The 25,010-nt window shown below is 36.7% G+C and carries 17 protein-coding genes; 12 read left to right on the top strand and 5 right to left on the bottom strand.

The genetic code is table 11. From position 1 onward, the window contains the following. Positions 1–515: 515 nt before the first annotated feature. Positions 516–989 carry a DNA starvation/stationary phase protection protein gene (locus tag P4L16_05515; protein ID MDR3624578.1) on the top strand — a complete coding sequence of 158 codons (474 nt, stop codon included), beginning with the start codon at positions 516–518 and terminating at the stop codon, positions 987–989. On the opposite strand, the gene P4L16_05510 is transcribed toward P4L16_05515, so the two are convergent. After that, positions 986–5,584, bottom strand: coding sequence for a hypothetical protein (locus P4L16_05510; GenBank protein ID MDR3624577.1), 4,599 nt, complete (start codon positions 5,582–5,584; stop codon positions 986–988). The genes P4L16_05515 and P4L16_05510 overlap by 4 nt on opposite strands. 168 nt (positions 5,585–5,752) lie before the next feature. Next, positions 5,753–7,261, bottom strand: coding sequence for an FAD-dependent oxidoreductase (locus tag P4L16_05505; GenBank protein ID MDR3624576.1), 1,509 nt, complete (start codon positions 7,259–7,261; stop codon positions 5,753–5,755). Positions 7,262–7,334: 73 nt separating this feature from the next. On the opposite strand from P4L16_05505, the gene P4L16_05500 reads away from it, so the two are divergent. Beyond that, complete coding sequence (locus P4L16_05500) at positions 7,335–8,078, top strand: hypothetical protein (protein ID MDR3624575.1); 744 nt, start codon at positions 7,335–7,337, stop codon at positions 8,076–8,078. Positions 8,079–8,113: 35 nt separating this feature from the next. Next, complete coding sequence (locus P4L16_05495) at positions 8,114–9,367, top strand: dicarboxylate/amino acid:cation symporter (protein MDR3624574.1); 1,254 nt, start codon at positions 8,114–8,116, stop codon at positions 9,365–9,367. A 171-nt stretch (positions 9,368–9,538) separates the two neighbouring features. Here P4L16_05495 and P4L16_05490 read toward each other — a convergent pair whose 3' ends face one another. Together P4L16_05490 and P4L16_05485 are read right to left on the bottom strand one after the other, a co-directional pair. Continuing rightward, positions 9,539–11,851, bottom strand: a complete 2,313-nt coding sequence (locus tag P4L16_05490; protein MDR3624573.1) for a plasma-membrane proton-efflux P-type ATPase — start codon at positions 11,849–11,851, stop codon at positions 9,539–9,541. Between the two features lie 74 nt (positions 11,852–11,925). Then, positions 11,926–13,509 (bottom strand): peptide chain release factor 3, encoded by a 1,584-nt coding sequence (locus P4L16_05485; protein ID MDR3624572.1) that lies wholly within the window; start codon positions 13,507–13,509, stop codon positions 11,926–11,928. Positions 13,510–13,576: 67 nt separating this feature from the next. Here P4L16_05485 and P4L16_05480 point away from each other — a divergent pair, with 67 nt between their 5' ends. Continuing rightward, positions 13,577–14,989 carry an FAD-binding protein gene (locus P4L16_05480; protein MDR3624571.1) on the top strand — a complete coding sequence of 471 codons (1,413 nt, stop codon included), beginning with the start codon at positions 13,577–13,579 and terminating at the stop codon, positions 14,987–14,989. On the opposite strand, the gene P4L16_05475 is transcribed toward P4L16_05480, so the two are convergent. Beyond that, positions 14,978–17,614, bottom strand: a complete 2,637-nt coding sequence (locus P4L16_05475; GenBank protein ID MDR3624570.1) for a hypothetical protein — start codon at positions 17,612–17,614, stop codon at positions 14,978–14,980. The two genes, P4L16_05480 and P4L16_05475, sit on opposite strands and share 12 nt — an antisense overlap. A gap of 148 nt (positions 17,615–17,762) precedes the next feature. On the opposite strand from P4L16_05475, the gene kdsB reads away from it, so the two are divergent. The 8 genes from kdsB to tnpA all read left to right on the top strand — a co-directional run bounded on the left by kdsB (position 17,763) and on the right by tnpA (position 24,612). Continuing rightward, positions 17,763–18,569 (top strand): 3-deoxy-manno-octulosonate cytidylyltransferase, encoded by an 807-nt coding sequence (kdsB, locus tag P4L16_05470; protein MDR3624569.1) that lies wholly within the window; start codon positions 17,763–17,765, stop codon positions 18,567–18,569. A gap of 39 nt (positions 18,570–18,608) precedes the next feature. Next, complete coding sequence (locus P4L16_05465; protein ID MDR3624568.1) at positions 18,609–20,234, top strand: CTP synthase; 1,626 nt, start codon at positions 18,609–18,611, stop codon at positions 20,232–20,234. Continuing rightward, complete coding sequence (gene ruvX, locus P4L16_05460) at positions 20,227–20,670, top strand: Holliday junction resolvase RuvX (GenBank protein ID MDR3624567.1); 444 nt, start codon at positions 20,227–20,229, stop codon at positions 20,668–20,670. The genes P4L16_05465 and ruvX overlap by 8 nt, the downstream gene beginning before the upstream one ends. Then, positions 20,660–21,250 carry a DUF502 domain-containing protein gene (locus P4L16_05455; GenBank protein ID MDR3624566.1) on the top strand — a complete coding sequence of 197 codons (591 nt, stop codon included), beginning with the start codon at positions 20,660–20,662 and terminating at the stop codon, positions 21,248–21,250. Before ruvX ends, P4L16_05455 begins: the two co-directional genes overlap by 11 nt. Next, entirely contained in the window at positions 21,243–22,631 is a 1,389-nt protein-coding gene (locus P4L16_05450) for a hypothetical protein (GenBank protein ID MDR3624565.1), read from the top strand. Before P4L16_05455 ends, P4L16_05450 begins: the two co-directional genes overlap by 8 nt. Before the next feature lie 55 nt (positions 22,632–22,686). After that, the gene (locus P4L16_05445) at positions 22,687–23,394 is read left to right on the top strand and encodes a hypothetical protein (GenBank protein ID MDR3624564.1); all 708 of its coding nucleotides are present in this window, start codon (positions 22,687–22,689) and stop codon (positions 23,392–23,394) included. After that, positions 23,384–24,028 (top strand): hypothetical protein, encoded by a 645-nt coding sequence (locus tag P4L16_05440; protein MDR3624563.1) that lies wholly within the window; start codon positions 23,384–23,386, stop codon positions 24,026–24,028. The genes P4L16_05445 and P4L16_05440 overlap by 11 nt, the downstream gene beginning before the upstream one ends. A gap of 131 nt (positions 24,029–24,159) precedes the next feature. Further along, a complete protein-coding gene (gene tnpA, locus P4L16_05435; protein ID MDR3624562.1) occupies positions 24,160–24,612 on the top strand; it encodes an IS200/IS605 family transposase in 453 nt (150 codons plus the stop codon). Positions 24,613–25,010 lie beyond the last annotated feature (398 nt).

Genomic DNA, 25,010 nt, shown 5'->3' with positions numbered 1-25,010 from the left:
TTGATGCAGCTATTGAAGTCCACCGAACATTAGGTGGACCTGGTCTCCTCGAAAGTCTGTATGAAGATGCTTTGTACCATGAATTAAAGCTTCGTAATATACCAGTACAATCACAAGTTCTAATACCAGTGACCTATAAAATCAAGTATTAACCTATTTACGATTAACAAGACTTAAGCTAGGGCTGGTACTTAATTTTGGGCAAGGACGGCTTATTGATGGATTAATAAAAAATAAGCCAGTGTAAAGCTGTAATGCATTTTATCTTTTATAGATTAATTTCTTTAACAAACCTTTACTTTGGTAAACTATACACAAACCAATTCTTGAACTTGTTTGTGTATACACTGCCTAGAGATATTTACTTATTGTCTAATATCTCTATGAAAATCACATAACATAAATTATCAGACGTTATGTAGTGGCATACTTAGTAATAAATCATTGATTATATATACATCGTAAATAAAGAATCGTGTATATACAAAAATCATCAAAAATTAGGGAGTATGTTTATGAAACCAGAAATTGGACTTAAAGCAAAAGAGATGAAAGCTGCTTGCAGGGATCTTACACATCTTTTAGCAGATGAGTTTGTTTTATACACAAAAACAAGAAAGTTTCATTGGAATGTAACTGGTATTTCTTTTAATGACCTTCATAAGTTCTTTGAAGCTCAGTATGATGACCTTGCAAAGTTTGTTGATGACGTAGCTGAACGGATTAGACAGCTTGGCGAATTTGCAATTGGCACTTTTGCAGAGTTTTTGGAGCATACCTGCCTAAAAGAGCATGCAGGAAAGAATCCAGATGCAAAAGGCATGCTTAAAGAGCTTTTAAGCGATCATGAAAGCATTATCAGAGACATACGTCAATACATAAAAAAAGCAAGCGATGTACATGAAGATGAGGGAACTGCTAATTTTCTTACCGATTTACTAGAAAAGCATGAAAAGATGGCCTGGATGCTGCGTTCTTTTTTATCTTAATGATTAAAAAGAACTTGCTGTCCATTTTTTACATCTATTCGTTGTAATTGAGGAAGAGATTGTAAAAATCGCTGTCTATTAATTGCAGTGATTTCTCTAATATGTGATAGGTTGATGTATTGTAGACGGGGTAAGTACGGTAATATAAGATTATGTTCAGAAATTCTACTAGCTTCAGCAAGATACAGTTCTCTAAGATATTCAAGAGGCTCCAAGTAAATAAGATTTTCAGGGGTAATATGAATACAACTCAACAGCTTTAATGAATGTAGACAAGGAAATTTGTTTAAACAGCGTAAAAAATCTCCGTTAAGATTATAAAAAGAAAGATCTAGATGGGATAGTGTATCACAAGGCCCTAAGTACTCAAGGCATTGCCCTGTTAATTTTGCACAGTTAGCTAAATTTAAATATAATAATGAAATCCAACTTTTTGAAGTTACAAAGTGTTTATCTTCTAGATGAACGCATCCAGATATATCTAGGTGCTCAAGCTTACTGAGTGTTGCTAGTTGCGCTATCCCCTCTCCTTTAAGTTTAGAACAAGACCTAAGATATAAGCGTGTAAGATTTGTTAATAAACCTACATACCTGAGCGCATCATCTGTAACGGAAGACTCTGATAAGTCAAGGTATTGAATATGAGGAAATTGTTCTAATTTAGCAAGGTGATTGCTAGTTACCCATTGACATCCTTTAAGACTTAAATGAGTAAGCCTTGATTCTGTTTTAAGAAGAGACTCAAAGTTATTAGCAGTATACGATCCCCTGTTGGATAAACATAGATGAGTACGCGATTCTCTAGATGAGAATTTAAAGGTCTCTATGTGATTTAAGACATTATTGAATAGTCTTCTTACCTCCCAAGGAGCATCTATATGATTTATTTGGAGCTCAAGTATATTTAACAAGTTCATTGTATCAGAAGAAAGCAATGGTGCGTGACTTGCCTCCCAGATGGCATTTTGATTATTGTGTAAGCAAAAAGCGCGTAAGTGTATTTTTAATTGCTCTAATGAAAGTGTCACATAAGAGCCATTGATAGATGAATCGAATGTTACACCACAAGGGTTAGGATGTGTTGCTCGAAACCACAATGATGGTACTTCTGAAAGGTTTTTACAGTCAGAAACATTTAAAGAGGTAAGTTGATTAAACGATCGCAAATAAACAAATGCTGCGTCCGTAATGGGACATTTAGAAAGATTTAAAGTTTTTAATAAAATCGCCGTTGTTAGAGGCATAAGATCATGGTCCTGAAGATTACATCCAGAGAAATTAAGAGATTGTAATTGGATACATTGACTTAACTTTATGAAATTATTACTAGTTAACCTACGACATCCAGTGAAATCTAAGTATTTTAAATTAGGAAAATGGTCAAATAAATTTAAATAGTGCTTTACAAACAAGCTTTCAGAATAAGCATTTTCAAGCCTTATACAGTGAGAAAAATCTAAAGTTTCAAGCTCGTTATAAGTCGGCAGTAGGTGCAAGGTTGACCCCCTCACCCATTGACAATTAGATAAATTAATTGTTCTAAGGTGGATTAAATGCTTTAGCATGGTTATATGCTCATCTTCTACCCAATCGTTTCCTCCAAAGTGAATAGAAAGTAAGTTAGGACAGCGCATAAATAAGCACTCAATTTGTCCAACAGAGCACGCAACAGTTAGGTATAATTCGCTTGTTTCTTCTGTTATATCTAAAAAAAGTCTGAGAAAATTTTCTGCATTACTAAGCACATTAAAAATTTCTTGAGCCACTAAATCATTTGCAATGCCTTCTGTCTCTATTTTAACTATAAGGTCTTGTATGTATTCAAGCGTATTTCTTGATATAATTGGCTTTCTTGTTGCATTCCATAATTTATGTATATCTTTATAATCATGATAAGCCACTTGTCTTGCAAAGGCTTTTAGGTCATCTCGTGTCCATATGGTGCCTGGTTTTTCATTTTCAATAAGATAATTGCAAGAACGAGTGCCTGTGATACGGAAAAATTTAACAGCTGCCTCTGTAATATACTCACAGCCAGAAACATTTAAAAAGTATAAATTTTTTAATAATTGCAAGTGTTCTAAACAGGCATCAGAGAGCATGCACTGTGAAAGATCTAAGGAGCAAATATGAGTTAGCATACCTAAATAGTGAAGACCTTGATCTGTAAGCTCTTTACAATTGTGTAGTCTGAGCTCTTTTAGATTTGCAAGATTGGTTATACTCAGTATATCTCTAAAAAGGGTTTCTGAGAGGTCTAAAATTTTTAAAGAAGTTATTCGTGATACATATTCAAAATTTTGCTCATCGAAACATAAACAACTTCGTAAGTTTAAATATTTTAGTAGAGGGAATTCTAGCGTATTAAAACAGCTTCCTGTAATACTACAATAAGACAAATCTAATTTTTTAAGAGTTGGTAATAAAAGACGTATGCATCCTGCATCTGCTAGCTGAGTGCATTTTGATAAATTAAGTTCTTCTATGTAAGGAAGCTGTTGTAAATGGACAAGGTCATTATTTTGAAGGTTTATGCACCCCGTAAAGTTGAGACAACGCACTTGAGGTGCGTGCCTAAAGTAAGCAAGATGTTCTCCTGTAAGCCACGGGCAGCCTTTAAAATTAATGCTAGTAGCTTTTGAATGATTTTTAAGAATTTTTTCTAATTCTCTTGAAGTGCATTGATTAAGCACACTCATATCCAGTTCTGTGCTATTTTCATCAACAATCATTGAGAGCAGTAGTGATGGAAATTTAGCGATAGCATCGTTAAAAGGTTTTATGTGTTTATTAGGCGAAAGCGTAGCCTGTAATTGTGCAAGTCTGGGTTGAAGATGCAATAGCAACTTATAGGTCTCTACAGATAAGATTTTTTTATGCGTTAATTTACACTTGGTTTTTTCATCGAAAGAAGAGAATTGACTAAGGTATGTTAGTAAGTCAGAGGAGGTCCATGTACGCAAATGCTTGCCTCCTACTAGGTTATATTTACAAGGTCTTTCATATTGAATACGAAAACTAATCACACTCTCTTCTTCAATGTGCTTGCATCCAATGAGGATAAGTTTTCTCAATTGAGGAAGCCCTTGCAGGGATAGCAGAGTGTTATTAGTAAGAAGAAAACAGTAAGACATGTTGAGAACAGAAAGGTTTTTTAAGAAACTTAAATATGCAGCACCTACATCTGTAATTTCATTGCATTCTGAAAGATTTAAAAACTCTAATGATTCAACATAGATCAAATGTCCAAGACTATCGTCTGTAACAGGACAACCAGAAAGATCTAGTGTTTTGAGATTTAGAAAATGGCGCAGTTCGGTAAAATAAGCAGCATCAACTTTTTTACAGCCTTGAAAACTAATTGTTGTTATTTGAGGGCATCGCTGTGCTAACTCGGCAAATTGTAAAGCAGTACATGCGCTTAGATTTTTCATTTCTAATACTTCTGTATCTCTATCTAAATGCGTTGCTCGAAATTGTAGCCTCCTGACATTAGCAAGAGCTTTTTGGTAAAGGTTTACGATCTCTATATAAATTTCTCTAAACTCCTTGGTAGCTTCTCGAGTTTGAGCTCTTTCAATTTGTAGGCCCAACCACTCTAAGACATCAAGGGTATCTTTATCTGCTGCAGTTTTATTCGTGAGTTCCCAAAGATTTTCTTTGTTATAGGGTAAGATAAGTGGGCTTAGAATGCTTCGTAAATCACTTAGTGTCCATGTATTTTCTTGTTGTGGTTCTTCTTGAGACCCCCAACATAGTGTGCAAGTGTTTGTGTAAGCTAAGCGAAAACATTTAAGATTTAATTTTGTAATCTTCTTACATCCAACAAGCAATAATCTTTCAAGGTGATTAAATACTTGTAAATGAATAAGGTCATTATCAGAAATTTCTTTTGGACTGGATCCAGAAAGGTCTAAATCAGAAATTTCTTCTGGACTGGATCCAGAAAGGTCTAATACTTTTAGCAGGGTTAAATGACGTAAATCGATTAGGTCTACTCCAGTAATCCAGAGCAAATTACTAAGATATAATTCTTCAAGAGTTTTAAGGTTACAAAGTGGCTTCAATCTTTTTCCTGATAAAACACCCTTTAAAACACCCTTACAGTTTGATAGTGTAAGCTTTTTGAGGTGAATAAGTTTAGAAAGATGCTCTAAATGATCAGGAGAGATCCAATCACACCTGTCACAATTTACTTCTGTGGCATTAGGACATTTCTCTATTAAGTTAGCAAATTGCAAGACACTACATCCCTTTAATGCTCTTACATCTAAAACTTCTGTTTCTGCATTTAGCTGAGTTGCATAAAAAGCAGCTCTTACATCTAAGACTCGATTAAAGACATTTGCAAATAACGTTCTTAGTGCCTCTTGTTGAGGTATAAATATTACAAATATTTGCAGTTGGCGTAAAATTTCATACGTTGAGTCAGAAATTATTTGAGAATTTGTTGCAGGCCAAACGTAGTCTATGTTTAGATCTCCAACAAGTTGACCTAAATAAATTTGTAAATCAGAAAGACTCCAGTTATAAGATCGATTCTCAACATCTACACTAAAAGTTGACGAGCCAAGTACTCTAGGTAAACTAGCCATATAACCTCCCTAAATAGACCATAAAAGCAATTTTGGCACAATTTATATGCCGTATTTAGAATTAGTGCAATTAAAATCTAGAATCAAGAGGGGAAAAAGACAATTTTAACAAGCAAATGTAATTACGCAAGAAGTCTGGTATTTTAAACTGACTTTTAAACTCAAAACTTAGGTTATAAACAAAGAAGAAAGGTAGTCTTCTAAAGCTTTGGGATCTAGGGAATCAGAAGCAAACCCTATGTATTCATCTGGCCTGATAAGAAAGAGAGCGCACTTTTTGCAATTAAAGTGTTCAAAGATGGCGGTGTCTTTTTTAGAGATAATATGAGTATGTAAATGTTTTACAGCTTTGAGGGTAAGGCAGGAATGTAAAAGGCTATTATTTTCTTGCGTATCAGAAAATAGAAAAAGTGTTGGTTTTGTAGGATGTAAAAGGTTTTTAATCGGTAATATGACAGGTAGCCTATCACCAGCGTGCAACTTTCTACGTGCCTTTTGAGTATCCTTTGTGATCGGACTATGTCTATAATTTAGATTAATCTGTGAAATTCGTGTGAGAAAACGTTTTTGAAAAGCAGGTATTTTTAAAACATAGGGCATGATTTTTTTTCTAAGGAAATTAAAGAGGGACGAGTGTGATGTCATCACTTTTGTGAAGTATTCTGTAAACTTGAGAACATCATGTGCAACGGGCACTCTTTCACTTTCATAGCTGTTTAACAAAGAGTCTGGCGATTCCCCTTTAATGACAAGCGCAAGTTTCCAGCCTAAATTGTAAGCATCTTGTATGCCTGTATTCATTCCAAGACCACCTGCTGGGCTGTGAATATGGGCTGCATCCCCTGCTAAAAAAACTCTATTTTCTCTGTAATGAGAAGCTTGTCTGCTGTTGATGTGAAAGTAGCTAAGCCATTTTGGACTTTTTAGCTTTAAATTAGATTTTCTTGAGTCTACATAGGTTTGCATGCGCTCCAACGTTAATTCCTCTCCCTCTTTTCCTGAAACATCGTTGATGATGATGCGAAAAAGGTTACCTGGAAGTGGAAAGACAACAAAAATTCCAACACCCGTTACAAATACATTCATGCGCTCTTTTTCAAGGTCCCCACTTATTTCTACATCAGCAAGAGCAAATGTTTGTATATATTGGGATCCTTCGAAAGAAGTTTTTAATAAATGGCGTACGCTGCTATGTGCCCCATCTGCACCAATGACCCAAGGATAGCTTTTTACTTGTTCTTTTTTTTCGCTATTTTGCAATGTAACAATAACTTCTCTTTCTTCCTGTTTTAAATCAACAAGCTCAAGGCCATACTCAATGGTGATTCCAAGCTGCTCTACATATCCTCTTAAAACCTCTTCTGTCTCACATTGAGGAAGTGTAACTCCAAAAGGAAACGAGCTTTTTAATGCCTCAAAATGAAGGTCTACTTTTTTGTTAGTAAAATGAATAGTTCCGCCTTTTAAAAAGAGGCTTTTTTGTAAAATAGAATGAGCAATTCCTGTATGGTCAAATAATTCTAATGTCCTAGCTTGAATAAACAGAGCCTTAGACTTGTCAGCTGGAATTTTAATTTTATCGATTAAGCGAACACTTATTCCTCGTCTTGCAAGCTCTATTGCCATGCAAAGGCCGGTAGGTCCTGCTCCTACGATGAGAACATCATGGGTACTCATAAAATCCTTTTTACTTGTTCTATTTTCCTTTATTAGTTACTGTACTGCACTTCGTTTTAAATAGGAAGTTGTTATGGTTAAGAATAAATTTTTGTTTACATTATTAATTTGTGCAAGTTCTGTGTTTGTACATGCAAATGATTCAGTATCTGAGATTTACGATAATGCTCAGCAGATAAAGATCGACAACCAATGGAGTAGAGACGTAGATGAAGATCGTCTTGTTTATGAATTCTATGCACAAGCAATTGATAACTTAAGTGAGGAAGTCTTACAAGCAAATCCAGAACTTATGTTTAGAAAGGGACTTGCAGCCCTTGATATGGCATATTGTGATGTTGCAACAGTAGAAGAGTGGATTAACAAGCTAAAAGTTATAAAAGAAGACTTTGCCTTTGTTGTAAGTTATGCTGAACCTGGCTCTCGCCTTTTTAACAGCGCAAAATTTCAAATTGAATTGATAGATTATTTGGCTTGTGAAAATCCAAAAGAGGAAGAGGAGTTATTTAATGCAGCGATCGCCTTTGGTGATACCATGCTTCGTCAGCTGATCCAAGACTCAACGGCATCTGGTTTAGAATTAAGAGAAGAAGTTCTTGCTAACATCAATAATTCTAAAGAATTCCATGACCAGTTTCTTAACTGTATCCTTATAACAGAAACAAATCCTGATCTTGCACTTGGTAACATAGAATCTGTAAATTTGACTATTTTAGGTATAAACACCTCTTCTGAGTGTACTAGGCCCTGTATTTTGTGTTCCATTAGCTATGAAGACCTTACAGGAGTGCAAGTTACAACTGATGTAGAAATTTAATCATTTTGAATAACCTCTAGCCTGTAAAGAGAACTATGACAAAAGCACGTAAAAATCAAATGCTCATCAGGGTGACAATTGCAATCATTCTAGCAATAGTCGTTGGTAAATTCAGTCAAGGGGTTTCAATTGGAGGAACAGACCTTGTAAGCATCTATGATCTTTGCGGACAGCTTTTTCTCAATGCCCTTATGATGATCATGGTGCCACTTGTGGCATCTTCTATTATTGCCGGAATAGGTGGCCTTACATCAGATGGCTCATTTGGAAGACTTGGTTTAAAAACCTTTTTTTATTATGTGCTCACTGTCTTGATTGCTATTTTAATTGGTCTTGGGCTTGTTTCTATGATCTCATTTGATCATGTAAAGCTCGACATGAGCACTTTGATGAACATGGCCCCTGTAGATATCCAGCTTCCATCAACTGGCGATGCTCTTGCAAAACAGGTCCTGTTTAAAGTGTTGCCAAGTAATGTATTTGCAGCAGCCTCTCAAGGAAATATGCTAGGAATTATCTTCTTTAGCATACTCTTTGGATTTGCTCTTTCAAAAATTCGAGGATCATCTCAGGAAATACTTTTAAAGTTTTGGCAAGGTATGTTTGCAGTCATGATGAAAGTGACTCACATGATCTTAGTTTTCTTGCCCCTGGGCGTCTTTTTCCTTGTAGCCAAAACAGTTGCTCATACAGGCTTTCAATCAATTGCCTCTGTTGGCCTATTTGTGATGGTTGTTCTTTTGGGTCTTGCTATTTTCTTATTTATAGCTCTTCCTATCCTGCTGTTTTTGCGAGGTGCAAGCGTTTCCAAATATTTTCGTGCAGTATCCCCTGCCCTGATTACGGCTTTTAGCACAAGTTCTTCTGCAGCTACACTTCCTGTTACAATGGAGTGTGTAGAAAAGAGAGCTGGTGTTTCTAATAAAGTTTGTAGTTTTGTGGTTCCTCTTGGCACAAGCGTTAATATGACAGGATCTGCTCTTTATGAATGTGTGGGTGTTCTTTTCATTGCTGCAATGGTAGGTGTAGATCTAAGCTTTTTACAGCAAGGTCTTGTGATTATACTATCCCTTCTTGCTGCTATGGGAATGGCAGGTATACCTTCTGCTAGTTTAATTTCACTCGTTGTAATTTTAAATACCTTAGGGCTTCCCCCAGAAAGCATCGCCCTTGTTGTTCCTGTAGAGCGCATACTCGATATGTTTAGAACTGTTGTAAACGTTGCAAGTGAAGCTGGCTGTGCTGTCATGGTTGCACGCTGGGAAGGCGAAGATGTTCTTCCCAAATAAATTTATAACTCATGTTACGTAAAAACTTTAAAATAGGCTCTTGCGAAGGATGTAAGAGGTCTTATCTCATGAGGAGGCAATGGTGAAAGCCATTGCTGACGAGAGTGAAACGGTGAGATGAGACAGATTGTATCTCGCAGCCAGCCTATTTTGAAGTTTTTGCGTAACAAATTATAAGTTAAAGAATCTGAAAATCCTAATCTTTAAAAAATCCAAAAAAATAAAATAAATGACAACAGTAGCGAATAATCCAAGCACTAAATAAAAACTTATTGGTGTCATTAGAAATCCGTTTATTGCCATAATGCTTACGATAAGAATGTCTAATAAAGAGCATGCGATCATCCAGGAGCTTGGCATAGAATGCCAAAAATGCTTGCGTTCACGTACTAGGTAAATAGTTGCTTGTCCTGTAAAAACAAGAGTCAAAAAAATCAATGTTCTTAGTTCCAGTATAGATAAATGAAGAAACGTACTCCCAGCAAATAGAATAAAAAAAGATAATCCTAGCATAAAAACAGCAAAAACACCTCCTATAAAAGTCAGATTCTTGATCTCCCATTTGTCTGGCTTCTTAGAAAAAGATACCTTATCAGTTGATAGAGACATGGTAACAAAGTCATTGGCAAATAATAATAGTACGATTAGTAGTTGAGAAATTATAAAGTTATTTGTAATTATCAATCCAAGGCCTAGCAAAACAGAGATTTCTAGTGTTTTAATGATTTTATTCATTGTATATGTCAACATTCGCTGATAAATTTGTCTACTCGACTTTATGGCTTCTACAATATCGACTAATCCAGGGTTTGTTAGAACTAAGCTAGCTGCGGCTTTAGCTACGTCAGTGGCACTGCTTACTGCAATTCCTACCTCAGCCTTTTTAAGTGCTGGAGCATCATTGACTCCATCCCCAGTCATTCCACATATGTACCCTTGACTTTGCAGCAGTTGAATGATATGGAATTTATCTTCTGGGAAAACCCCAGCAATAATGTCACTTTCTGCTATTTTCTCTTTCGCTAATTGTTGGATATCATCCCTAGAAGTAGCTTTAAATCCGATTCCAACTTGGGCTGCAATGGATCGTGCTGTTGCAGAGCCATCCCCTGTGATCATCATAACTCTTACTCCCAGATCGTGTATTTCATTTATAGATCCTTTAGAGGTTTCTCTAGGAGGATCTTGTAATGCTATCAGGCCAACTAATTTGAACTCATCTTTTACCCCAAAAATTATTCCTAATATGCGAGATCCATCGGAAGATAGCAGGTCAAGGTCTTTAGACAAATCTGTATTTCCATTAATCATCTTTACAAGCTCTGAAGGGGCTCCTTTAAGAACGTGTAGGTCTTGACCATCATAATGAATAGTTGCCTCTGAGCATTTTCTGTCGGGATCAAAAGGTATAAATTGCTGTTTCTCTGATGTAGAAAATTCTGATAAGCACTCTTTAGCAGCTTTTAAAATAGCAAGGTCAAGTGGGTCTTGTGTGGCTTTTTCACATGCCATCGACGCTAAACACAAAAGGTCATCATTTGTATAAGGTAAATATGAGCGTAACGATGAAACTCTAAGAGAATTTTGTGTGATTGTCCCCGTTTTATCTATGCATAAAATATTCATAGCAGCAGCTTCTTCAATTGCAGATAGTTGAGTAACAAGAACACCGGCTTTGGCAAGTTCAATAGATCCCAAAGCAGTAGATAAAGCATACGTGGCTGGTAGAGCGACTGGCACAGAAGCTACGAGAAGAAGCAGGGAAAATGGAAGAATTTCAGATAAAGTAATTCCGTTGTATAGAGAATAACTAGATACAAAAATTATTAATACAACGTCAAATGCAGCAAGATATTTAATAATAGAAAATATTGTTTTTTCAAGATGGCTAGGAGTTTTTGTAGAGCGCATTATCTCAGCTGTTTTGCCGTAATACGTATTTTTCCCTGTGGATGTAACTTCGGCATAGGCTTCGCCATGTTTAACTATGGATCCAGCGTAAGCAGCCTTTCCGATGAGTGGTTCAACAGGTAGGGATTCGCCAGTTATCGCAGATTGATCAATTAAAACATGCCCGCTTAACAATTTCACATCGGCAGGAACAATATCACCCATTCGGATGCGAATAATATCCTTTGGAACAAGTTTTTGAGCCGATAAGAGTTTCCATTCATTATCTCGCAAGACTCGTGCTTGGACGTCGAGTTTATTTCTCAATAAACGCAATGCATTCTTTGCCCTACCCTCTTGGAAAAAGCTAAGAGTTGCATTAAATAAAATAAGTACCCCAATGACCCAGGCTTCTACAAATTTTTCTAAAATGATTTCTAATAAAACAATGACTTCAAGCATCCAGGGAACTGGAGCCCAAAATTTGCGTAGGAATACGATAAGAAGGTTATGTTTTTCTTCTGGTAAAGTATTAGGGCCATATTTTTGCAAAAGCTGCTGAGATTCTTCTGAAGATAGGCCATTTAATTCCATTTCTTGAGCTTGTTTGTGTACAATATAAAATTTGGCTATACCTTATTCCGATTGTCAAAATCAAGTATAAACTTTTAGGCTAGGAAGTCGATGAGTTGGTGGTTGGGGTTTTGCTTGATGCTGTACTGTTTTTCCCATTGACTATTAAATAGAGCCATATCTCGTCCTTGTCTATCTTTTACAAGAAGAGCATTTGTAGGTTTTACATAAGTTTTTATATCTCCAATGATCCAAGCGCTGCAGCTGTAAGAAAGAGGGGTAAGCGAAGTTTCTACTCCATATTCATCTTTTAGACGGTATTGCATCACCTCAAACTGTAACTGTCCTACCGCTGCAAAAATATACTCTCCATCGGAATGTAAAAGTTGAACTGCACCCTCATCAACAAGTTGCAATACACCTTTATCAAAAGACTTTCTTTTGCCAACATCTTTGGGGTGCAATTTTGCAAAAATTTCTGGCTGAAATTGTGGTAGTGGTTTGAAGTTAAAACCACCCGTTATGGAAATTGTATCTCCTATCGAAAAAAGAGAGGGGTTAATCACACCTATGATATCACCTGGATAAGCATAATCTAATGTTGTGCGCTCTCCTGCTACCATACCATGCGGTCTTGATAGCCTAATCTCTCGTCCGAGCCTGTGGTGCTTAACAACTAGATCTCGCTCAAAGCGACCAGAGCAAATGCGCAAGAAAGCCATGCTATCACGATGCCTTCTATCCATATTTGCTTGTAACTTAAATACATAACCACTAAGAGGCGTATTTACTGGATCTATTTCAACATCTGTTCCATCTAACTTATTAGCAAGACGGGCATGTGGGCAGGGAGCTAAGTGAATAAACGCATCAAAGAAGGGCTCTACACCAAAGTTTGTAAGCGCAGATGCAAAAAATACAGGTGTTACATCTCCAGCAAGAAAATCTTTTTCAAAAAATTTATTACCAGCTAATTCAAGAAGCTCTAATTCCTGAAGAACTGTTTCATATAATAAATCTCCAATCTCCTTTCTAGCCTCTAAACTATCAAGAGGAATTTTTCTTATTTCAGCTTTTTGCGCACCTCCATGGGAGGTTTTTGTAAAAAAAATGCATTCACTATTTGTGCGATCTACAATACCTTTAAACTCTTTGCCCGTACCAATGGGCCAATTCATTGCATAGGAATGGATTTGAAGTACATTTTCCACCTCTTCCATCAAGTCTAGAGGATCTCTTCCTGGCATATCCATTTTATTGATGAATGTAAGCACGGGAATTTTTCGCAAACGACATACTTCAAACAACTTGCGAGTTTGTTTTTCCACGCCCTTTGCGGCATCGATCACCATGATAGCACAATCTGCAGCAGTGAGTGTTCGATAAGTATCTTCCGAAAAATCAGCATGACCTGGCGTATCCAGGACATTTACAATAATATCTTTATAAGAAAACTGCATAGCCGATGAAGTAATTGATATGCCCCTTTCTTGCTCCATTGCCATCCAATCAGAAAGAGCCGCTTTCCTCCCCTTTCTACCCTTTACCATACCTGCTGTTTGCAACATACCAGAGTAAAGTAGTAGCTTTTCTGTAAGCGTTGTCTTTCCAGCATCTGGGTGGCTAATGATTGCAAATGTGCGTCTTTTTGCGATCGCTTCTTGTAGTGTATTTTCCATAATCTTTTATTTATTTTTTTAGGAGCAAATTGTACATTGTTTTTAGAAGTTAGAAAAGAGATATTTTATGCTATATAAAAGTCTAAAACAACATGCAGAAGATGTAAAAGCTATTCAAGAGCATTTTAAAAGGATCTCTGCAGAAAAAATTTCTTTGCAGCCAGCCAAAAATTTACAATCTAATATGACTCTTGAAAGGCATTATAAAGAAAAGACAGCTAATTTAAATATCAACAATCTCAATGCAATTATCAGTATCAACAAAGAGTATGTACACGTAGAGCCGAAAGTTACTATGGATATGCTTCTAAAAGAAACTTTGAGCGAAAATCTTGTTCCTTATGTACTTCCAGAGTTTAAAGGCATTACTGTAGGAGGCGCTATCATGGGAGCATCTCTTGAAAGTAGTTCTCATGCCTTTGGACAATTTAACGACAATTGCATTGAGTATGAAGTACTTCTTGATGATGGTTCTGTTGTAATTGCAACACCTACGGAGAATAGTGATCTATTTTATGCCCTCTCTTCATCTTATGGAACACTTGGTATTATTCTTTCTGCAAAAATTAAGTTAACAAGGGCAAGTAAATGGGTGCTTCTTGAGTATCATCATTTTACAGATAACAAAAAAATGCTTATAGCCCTTGAGAATTTTTATAGTGAAAACACGGCTCCTGATTATATAGAAGCCATTATTTTTTCAAAAAGTCATTCTGTAATTATCACGGGAAAAAAAGTTTTTACACTTTTGAAACAAATTAAAAAAAATCATTTATATTGCCAGAAACCTTGGTTCTATTCTCACGTAGAACAGGCTACAGAGAAGGAACTTGTTCCCCTTTATGATTATCTCTTCCGCTATGATAAGGGGGCCTTTTGGATGGGATCTTACCTTGCTAATTGGAGATCACTCTGGCAGTACTTGACGAAAGTAAAGGATAATAAGCCCCTTACAACGCATCAAAAAGTCCCCTCTTCTATTTTAAATGAGATGGTTCCTCTTATTTTTGGTAAATTTTTAGGCAGCACTAACCTTTATAAAGCCCTTCACGCTATGCCAAAGGGGTGGTTTAAAAATAACTTTGTGGTACAAGATTTTTATATTCCAGTTGAAAAGGCCCTTGAATTTATCGAGCATGCAATAGAGACTACTCAAATTTTTCCTCTTTGGGTCTGCCCGATAAAGAGTACTCAATCTGGACAAATTTTAGCTCCTCACTATACAACAGAAGACTCAATGCTTCTAGATATAGGCATTTATGGGGCTCCAAGAACGGACCTTGGGGCTATTTATCATACAAAAGATCTAGAAAAAAAGGCATTCATGTTAAATGGGCGAAAAATGCTTTATGCAGATACCTTCTATACAAAGAATGAGTTTTGGGCCATCTACCAAAAAAGTAGCTATGATTTCATTAGAAAAACTTATCACGCAGATAAAGCTTTTTTGCCCATCGATGAAAAAGTTTTAAGTCTTTAGGACTAGTTGAGTATAGTGAACTCCTTCAAGGTGTAATAAAATTGCAGCGCCTTTATATGGGGCTTTGCCGTATCTTCCACAAGGATCAATTCTACCCTCATTTGCACCTTCAGTTCCAAAAGACATCTCTGTAGATTTCCTATAAACTTCAATTTCAACACCCAACATATCCGCAAGAACTGATAATTCTAAATCTGATCCATAAAGCCAATGATCTTCATATGTTGCTTCAATATGTTTACAGCGCGTTTCAAGAGCTTCATCTACGCGCTTATTATGGGATTCTTCTGACTCTTTTTTCCCTCTACTTAAGTCTCCATAAGAGATACTTTTATCCCAATCTCGATGCTGAATCATTGCCTCTCTATAATCTTTTTTATGATCTCTGATGTAATCAGCAATTGCTTTTCTTAAAATCAGTATATAAGAGTTTATCTCTGCTTTTGGAAGGTTATCAAAAATTTCTAATGCAAGAGAAGCATACATGCAATTCCCATTACCTACTCCTGAGTTTATTTGTTTGTATTGTCTGTTAAATATCCTTTCTCCAAAACCATTCTTAATGAGGTTAAGGCTGGTACGAGGTTTTTTTTCATTTTCTTGAACACGAAGTTTAGGTGATAAAGCGTTATACTCAGAGCGCTTCTTAATAGTGACTAGATGGCAATAATCGCCAAAATATTTTAGTTCTGCTCCCTTAAATTGCTTTTCAATAACAGGCGCTCTTTCCATGACTTTTTCTACAACAACTGGGACACGCTTTGACTCTGGCAGTTCAAGAGTTAAGTTCATCCACTGACGAAGCACATTAAAATGTTTATCTTTTACAAAATCACCCATGCTTCTAAGTTGTGTAATCACTTCTGTAATTGCTTTTTTCACCTCAGGATCTAATTTTTTAAATTCTCTTTCAAGCGCTTTTTGCTGGCCTAAAAAAGCTAAGTTTTCAGAACTTTCTTCCCCATATTCTAGCCTATAAATAGAGCTTTTCAAGCCGATTTCTAAATAGGATTGAACAAAATTAGATCCATTTTTACCAAGTCTTTTTAGCAAAAAGGCGGCTTTTATAGGATCTCCTGCAGGTACGTCAGGATCAGAGCCATCCCCTGCAAGTTCGTGAGCAATTCTTCTTTCCTGGGAAGAAATAATATTTTTATTATCTGCACTTGGCACATAAATACGATGCATTCCACAACATGTCATTACATGCGTATTATAAGAAAAACTAAAGTCATCTTCTGATTCAAGCACTTGCATAAGCAAGAAAATAGCTCTATAACAAATGAGGTTTCTTACGCGGTCATCTTCTAAATGCGTGATACAACACATCTCATCGTCTTCTTCTTTTTTTACTATAAAACCCTCTTTTCCAAGTTGCATTGCAGCATAAAGCATACTGTGTTTGATAACTTCTTGCGGCGTGCGTAAGTTTTTAATGTATTCTTTAAAATCCCCATTGATATTTCCTGGTAATTGGTCTTCTGGAGAAAGCTCTTTAAGCTTAGTGGCTACATTTCCATAACGGAGAATCATTTGATCTGCCATTACGTCAATGAGATCGCAAAGGATTTTCTTTTCCCCAATAACAGACCTATTGCGAGCTGGTTTTTGAAGTTGAGCTTTAATCTCTTCCTCATCCCTCTCAAAAGTTTTTATAAGTATCTTTACACTTAAAGGATCACATCCAACGTCTTCACTGCTAAAAAGATCTCTTTTATAAAAAACATGTCCCATTTGCGGATCATTTGCATCAAGGCTAAAATAAGGCTCTTGGTATGTTGCTGTCATATTGTTACTTTCTGAGTATTTTACTGAAGGATGGCAAGAATCACCTGTTATCCCATGTAGCTGCGCCTGTTTGTGTAAATTATACACAGCTATTCTATAACCTTCTTCTGTATTACCTAAAGATGCATCTTCAAGGGCAAGTGCAAAGAGTTTATGAGGATCTGTAATGTCTTTGTATCTAGGGTTAAAGTCTTCTCGTATATCTTTTGGGTCACTTTCCTTTGGTACATAGGTCCTTGGAGGCAGGAAAGCTCCGCGTAGTGCAGAAAACTCGTCCAAGGTTGCTGAAGGATGTGAAGTTTCGAGACGCATTCTTTCATTTTCTAAAAGTTGCAGATATTCGTTTTCCTCAAGGCTATTCAATCCCCCGCAAGCCTTCTTAAGATCTGAATCTCCAGCACTACGGTTTAAAAAAACGATACGTTTATTTTTGAACATAAAGGCATCATCTGGAGGCATTAACTGAATGTCGAGAGAAGATGCTTCTTTCCACACTAACCCCTCACCATAAGATGCAGAAGTCAAGGGATTACTACGTAATTTAATGGCTGTAAATAGGGCTTTTACTTTTGCTTTTAGTTCAGGATTTTCACGCTCAGAGCTCTCTTCTGGAAGCTTGATATAAGCTTCTACTACGTCTCTTACTAATTGATAGTCATACCAAACATGATCACCAAAAAAGTAGTTAATAAAACGCAAAACTGCCATCGCTATTTCAGTAAGAGTAAAAACGTAGTGTTGCATGTGGCGATTTAAAGCATAGACATCTCGATTTGCCGGGCCAAGAAGGTATAAAGCTCTATCCAAGTTTACACGATAACTACCTATTGTATGCATATGCCGTTAAGGCTCCTAAATAACAGTATGATTATACATGGTGCTCATGGTACTGGTTAATTATTAAGAATTAATAAATGCGAGCTTAAAAAAAGTTTCTGTTGAGTTTATCTAAAAGTTTCAGCTACGATCTACTGGTGTTAAAAAAATGAGGTGGCACGCAAAAGAGATGTTTTCAAGCCCCTTTCCCCATGCCCATATTATTGGCGTTATACCAGCTCGTTTTGAGAGCTCCAGATTCAGGGGCAAGCCACTTGCGCTTATCTCGGGAAAGAGCCTTATACAACGCACCTATGAAAATGCCAAACGCTTTAAGGAATTAAAAGAAATTATCGTTGCAACAGATGATATGCGCATCTCTGAGCATGTAAAGAGCTTTGGTGGAAATGTCATCATGACGTCCCCAAATCATGCAACAGGAACGGATCGTCTTGCGGAAGTTATCTCCAAATACAGTGATTTTGACAGTATCGATCTTGTATTTAACATCCAAGGGGATGAGCCTTGCTTGGAGCCAAGTGTTGTAAGTGCTGTAATTACTGCCTTAATAGAAGATAGCAGTGCAGTTATGGCAACTGCCGTAGTTCCATTAAGATCCAAGGAAGATGCTCTTAATCATTCTGTTGTAAAATGCGTTATGGATCTTAAAGGAAATGCTCTCTATTTTAGCAGATCTCTTATTCCACAAAATAAAAGTGGAACGTTTGATCCATCCTATACTTATTATAAACATCTTGGCGCTTATTGCTACACTCCAGAATTTCTTTTAAACTACTCATCATTATCGCCTACTCCTTTAGAAAATATCGAAAATTTGGAACAACTTCGTGTGCTTGAACATGGTTTTCGCATTAAGGTTGCATGCATTGAAGAGAAGATTACATCCATTAGCGTTGACAGACCAGATGACATTAAAAAAGTTGAAGAGTGGCTTTTACATAACCAGTCTTTATAATTCAAATTTTAACAAATTAAATAATTGCCCAGGTAGCTCATGCATCAAAAGTATATTTTTATTACAGGTGGAGTCGTTTCATCGCTTGGAAAGGGCTTAACATCCGCATCAATTGCCATGCTTCTTGAAAGACAAGGCTTGAAAGTTGCACTTTTAAAGCTAGATCCCTACCTCAATGTTGATCCAGGAACGATGAGCCCATACCAGCATGGTGAAGTCTATGTGACAGATGACGGCGCAGAAACAGATCTTGATCTTGGACACTACTTTCGTTATACGGACTCCCCTCTTTCTAAGGCTTCCAATGCAACTTCTGGTCAGATCTATGATACAGTCATTAAAAGAGAGAGAAGAGGTGATTACCTTGGAAAAACTGTTCAAGTTATTCCGCACATAACTGATGAGATCAAGCAACGCATCATTAACTGCACAAAACAATCTATTCACTCTGATGTAATTTTAGTAGAAATTGGTGGTACAGTAGGTGATATTGAGTCACTACCCTTCTTTGAAGCCATCAGACAATTTCGCTATGAGCATCCTAAATCTTGCATCAATGTCCATTTAACTTATGTGCCTTATTTAAAAGCAGCTGGCGAAGTGAAAACTAAGCCTACACAGCAATCTGTGCAAGTTTTACGAGAAATTGGAATTATTCCAGATATCCTGCTTTGTCGCAGTGAAGTCCATTTGTCTGAAGAAATAAAAGATAAGATCAGCCTATTTTGCAGTGTCCCCAAGAAAGCTGTTTTTGAAGAGGTTGATGTAGAATTTAGCATTTATGAAGTCCCTGTTGATTTGAAAAAACAAGGTGTAGATGAAAAAATCTGCGAATTATTACAACTCTCTTATAATAAGGATATTAAGCTCGTAGACTGGGAAAAGATTGTTAATACCATAAAACATCCCAAAGGATCGATCACAATTGGTATTGTTGGTAAATATGTTCAGCATCAAGACGCCTACAAATCAGTTTATGAGGCGATCAACCATGCGGCAATTGCTGCTGGATATTCTCTGGAAATTAAACGCTTTGAATCTGATAAAGCTGTACAAGAAGATAAGTTAGATCCTCTCATTACAGGATGTGATGGTTATCTTGTTCCAGGAGGCTTTGGTGAGCGTGGCTGGCTTGGAAAGATTTTAACTGCAAAATATTGTAGAGAAAACCATATCCCCTATTTTGGGCTATGCCTTGGCATGCAAGTGCTGATTGTCGAATTTGCACGGCATGTGGCTCATCTTTTGGAGGCTAATTCTACTGAGATGGACCCTGCAACAAAAGATCCTGTTATCTCCCTTTTAAGTGAGCAAATAGGTGTACAAGATCTTGGTGGTACAATGCGCCTTGGCGCCTATGAATGTAAATTACAGCCTGGCACACTCGCTTATAAAGCTTATGGCAAGAATATCATAAGCGAGCGCCACCGACACCGTTATGAGTTCAACAATGCTTATAAAAAACTCCTAGAACAATCGGGACTTATTTTGTCTGGTGTATGGGAAGAGGGCAATTTATGTGAAATTGCGGAAGTTAAGGGCCATCCATGGATGCTTGGCGTGCAGTATCATCCTGAATTTAAATCTAAGCCAACAGATGCACATCCTCTCTTTAGAGACTTTATATTGGCAGTCATTGCATATAAGGAACAAAGGCGTGGGTAGAGTTGTTGGAATAGACTTTGGTACTGTGCGCTTTGGTATTGCAATTTCTGATGAAACCAAAATGCTTGCTAGAGTTCTAACAACACTTATAGCAGAAAAAAAGTCAGAAGCTACAATAGCTAAGCTTTTAAAAGAGTTGGAGCCTTATACAATTGATGAAATAATTATAGGCTATCCCCTTCATATGAATGGAAAGCTTGGCTTTTTGGCAGATGAGGTCAATCATTTTGTTGCTCTTCTCAAAACAAGAGTAACTATCCCTATCACCATATGGGATGAAAGACTTACAACGGTGCAAGCAGAACGCTCTCTTAGAGAAGCAAGCTTAAGCCGCAAAAAACGCAGTAAAATTATTGACAGCATTACTGCTGTCATTCTTTTACAATCTTATCTCGATCATCTTTCTTTCAAAAAGGGAAACTCTCATGTTTGGTAAAATTTTTCTTAAAGGACTTATGGCGGTATTGCCAATTGCCATTACGCTTACATTGGTCATTTGGATTTTAGATGCTATTGAAAGAGTCTTTGGTTTTTTTATTAAAGCAATAGTAGGGCCAGAACATTACTATCCAGGATCTGGAGTGATTGTAGGGCTTGTTTTTGTTTTTATAGTCGGCTTAATTATGAATGCCTGGATTGTACAAAAAATCTACTCCTACTCAGATTCTATTTTAAAGCGCATTCCTTTGGTAAAATCCCTTTATGGCTCCATTTGTGATATGATGAACTTCTTTAAAGCAAAAAAAGATGGCAGCGAAGTTGTAATGGTTACAATTGGAGAAAACAAGGTTTTGGGCATTGTTACAAGAGACTCCTTTTTAGACCTTCCAAAAGGTATTGGAAGTAGTGGAGAAGTTGCTGTATATATTCCTATGAGTTATCAACTAGGCGGCTTTACTTTAATTCTTCCTAAAAGCTCCGTTACAAAGATCGATATGTCCATTGAAAAAGCGATGCGCTTTGCCGTAACTGCTGGTATGCAAGTTTCAACTCCAAGAGATTTTCATAATGCATAGCTTTACAGTAGAGATCCCTTCCAACTTTTCTAGACCCTTTGAGATAGAAAAAAGAGAGCTTGAATTGGGACTCAAAGACATAATTACGTGTGCAGACAATGTATCTGGACAAAATAATTTATCTTGGTTGGAGCGAGATTTATCTTGTAGTTGGTATATAAAGCCTCTTATAGCCCCTATACAGATAGCTGAGGACACAACATCTCGTATCCTAAAAGCACTACAGTCACAAGTAGACACATGTAATGACAGAAAATTTCAAGAATTATTTGAGCAGGCTTTAGAAGCTCAAGCTCGTATTGCCGTCATGGATGCTATGCATGCAGAAGGCAGCTTATTAGAAGAGGAAAGAAGGGCTGAAAATCACATTATAAAGCGCTTTTCTAATAGAGTACGTGAAGGCAAGGGTGAAGCATCAGCATTTTTTATTCATAATCAAGAGATTATCATTGATACAGACATACTGTGGAATGCACATAACAAAAAAATACCCCTTGAATCACTGCCAGAGCTCCATCAAGCAGGACTAAAATACTTGTGTCAACGACCTATTTCCATAAACAATAGAAGTTACGGCTTATTAGCTAATAAGTCACAAACCTATCTATCCTTTAAAGACATTCCTCCGCTTTCAACAAAATTATTTAAAAAAATTACTAGAGCTTTTACAAGGGTTCTTACGGTTAATTTAACAAAGTGTACTTGGTTAACAAAAGAGGGTTTCTATTCTCTTGCGAGCAGATCGATTATCTCTCTTGATATTACGGGATGCTCTCAAATTAGAAGTGATTGGCTTCCCTTTTTTCGTGAACGAAGAGATAGCTTAAAGAAATTAAATCTCTCCCTAGATCCATCTTGTGAAGATTTTGACCCTGAATTTGTATCTAATCTTTTATTAAAAATAGTAGAGTTACAACTTGAATCTCTTAACATTACTGGAAGACGATTAAAAGACGTTGATCTTGTTCTTCTTAATAAGTTAGAAAAACTTACAGAGCTATGTTTAAAAGACAATAGCGAAATTTCTTCAGAAGCTTTTTCTCATTTACATAACCTATCTCTTCAAAAATTGGATCTTACCAATTGCTCAAAAATTACAGATGAAGTTTTTGGCTTTTTGAAACCTACTTTAGAAGAGTTTTTGCTTGGTGGATGCTCAATTACAGAACACAGTTTTCGTAAACTTGTAGAGTTTCCTCTTCTTAACGTGTTAGATCTAAGTCATAGCGAGGTAACAGATGATAAGATTCGAAGTCTTGTAGAATCCCTTCCTAATCTTAAAATGCTTTATCTCAATGATTGTCCAAATATTACAGATGAACTTTGTGAGCGCTTAGCAGCTGAGAGAGGAGTAGTCGTTATTCATAAATTACTTGCATAATTTGCACTCTAATGTTTACAATATCTTTAAAAAAGCATAATTTTTTGGTGATATTATGACAACTTTCAGCGTTAAGATTCCAGCGGGTGAAATTCATTGGTACGAAGAGCAGGTACCTATTCTTGTGTCAAAGCTAGAGCAGATTAGTGCTGCAGCAGAGCGTTTTTCAGGGTTAGCAAATCGGTTATGGTTAGAAACACAAGATCCTGGGTTATTAAATATATCTTCTGAAGAAACCTTCACCATTTTAAATCAACTAAAACCTCAAATTAGCAGTTGTTCTATAGAACCTTTAAAAGGCATATTTAATAAGGCAATAGAAGCACAAGCTCGTATTGCTGTCATTCAAGCGATGCGTGATGAGTCTAGCCTATACACTAAGGCTTTCACAGAAAAAATAAGTTCGGCTGTAAATCCTACAGATGATGAGAAAGACCTTGCAGCAAGTAGGGCTGTATCTCAAGCATGTTTAGAGCCTATAGAAATCATAGCTGGCACTAAGCTTGCCCCTAAGACATTCCAAACGCGCCTTTCTTTTTCTCAGCTACCTATGCTTTCAGTGCCATTATTTAATAAAATTATGGACGCCTTTCCAAACGCCGTGCACATTAATTTTGCACATTGCATTCATCTTACAGAAGATCATTTAAGCTATTTTCTAGATAAATCTATCAAGGTTTTAGATCTTACTGATTGCTCAAATATCACCTCTGTATTTCGTGATCACTTAAAAGGAAAAGGTATAGAAATTTATGACAAGTAGCGTTACAGCGGCTTCAACATCCTATTCTCTGCCATCCACTTCAGATGAGCTTCAAATATCTTTAAGCAAAATGGTGCTTTTACTGGATAAGGAAAAGAGAAAGATATGGCTAGAAAGGTATTCAGGATTTTTTTGGAAAATTCATAAGGATTCTTCGCTTTCTGTGGTTTCGGAAGAAGCAATTACCTACCTAAATGCATTGAAACCTCTAGCAGAAGAACATGGCCTGCAAGCGATTTTTGAGTGTGCCCTAGATTGCCAAGCTCGCATGGCTGTCATTCATGCAATACGCATAGAAGGTAGCTTTTTAAGCATAGTAACTCAAAAAAAACGAGAAATACTTAATGCTCTAGTTCCTGATTTTGTTAGTAATAAAAGCATAACAACACAATCAGATGAAGAACTTGATGAACAGCTTTTAACAGCTATATGGGAAGAACCAATTCCTTTAAGGCAAAATGCAAGCGAGTTAGAACCAAACCTATTACAAACTCGATTATCCTTCCAAGATATGCCCCTTCTTTCGCCAGAGTTATTCAAAAAAATCACCGATTCTTTTCCCAATGCTACAGAGAGTAACATGTCTGATATGTCTGATCGGATGTTGGTATGGATAAATACCTTAGGACGATAAGATGTCTTATGCGCCTAGGGCATTCGCCATAGGAAGACGTTTTCAAACATAAAAAAATGTTGTAATGAAGAACAAAATCCTATACTTTGTAACATCAAATATTGAATAGACCCCAAAAAATGCAGTAAAATATGGCGCAATCACTTTCCAACGTGCTTTTACATGTTATATTCAGTACTAAAAATAGACGCACCTTTATCGATGAAGCAATTGAATCAGAATTATATGCTTATATAGCCTCCATATTTACTTCGTCTGGAAGTTATGTCCATAAAATAGGAGGAGTTAGTGATCACATTCACATCTTTTGCACGCTACCACGTACTCTTTCAATAAGCGCTCTTCTTGAAAATGCGAAAAAAAATTCCTCAAAATGGATTAAAACTAAAGGAAAAAATTATGATGAGTTTTCATGGCAAAAGGGTTTTGGAGTATTTTCTGTAAGCGAATCACTTCATAATGCCGTTGTAACTTATATTGAAAATCAAAAAGAGCATCATAAAAAACAAACATTTCAAGATGAGTACCGCGCGTTTCTTCGATTAAATAATATCCCCTTTAATGAACAATATATTTGGGATTAGAGTTCCTAAGATACTATAACGCAGGCTTTCAGCCTGCAAATTACACTCTGAGTGCACCTAGGGCGTGTGCCCTAGGCTTTTATAATACAGGGCGATGCCCTGAAAATTGCGCATAACACACATTTCAGGCTAAAAGCCTGACCTATAAAAACCTAGGGCACACGCCCTAGGTTAGCCCAAAACATGATTTGCAGGCTGAAAGCCTGCGTTATAGTATCTATGTTGGCTTTCAGCCTGAAATGTGTGTATGCATAATTTTCAGGGCATCGCCCTGTATTATAAAATCCTAGGGCACACGCCCTATGTTAGCCCAAAACATGATTTGCAGGCTGAAAGCCTGCGTTATAGTATCTATGTTGGCTTTCAGCCTGAAATGTGTGTATGCATAATTTTCAGGG

The sequence above is a fragment of the Chlamydiales bacterium genome (genome assembly GCA_031292375.1).
Classification (GTDB): Bacteria; Chlamydiota; Chlamydiia; order Chlamydiales; family VFKH01; genus JARLHF01.
The sequence above is the reverse complement of the archived record's forward strand: the minus strand, read 5'-3'. Positions and strand labels throughout refer to the sequence as shown.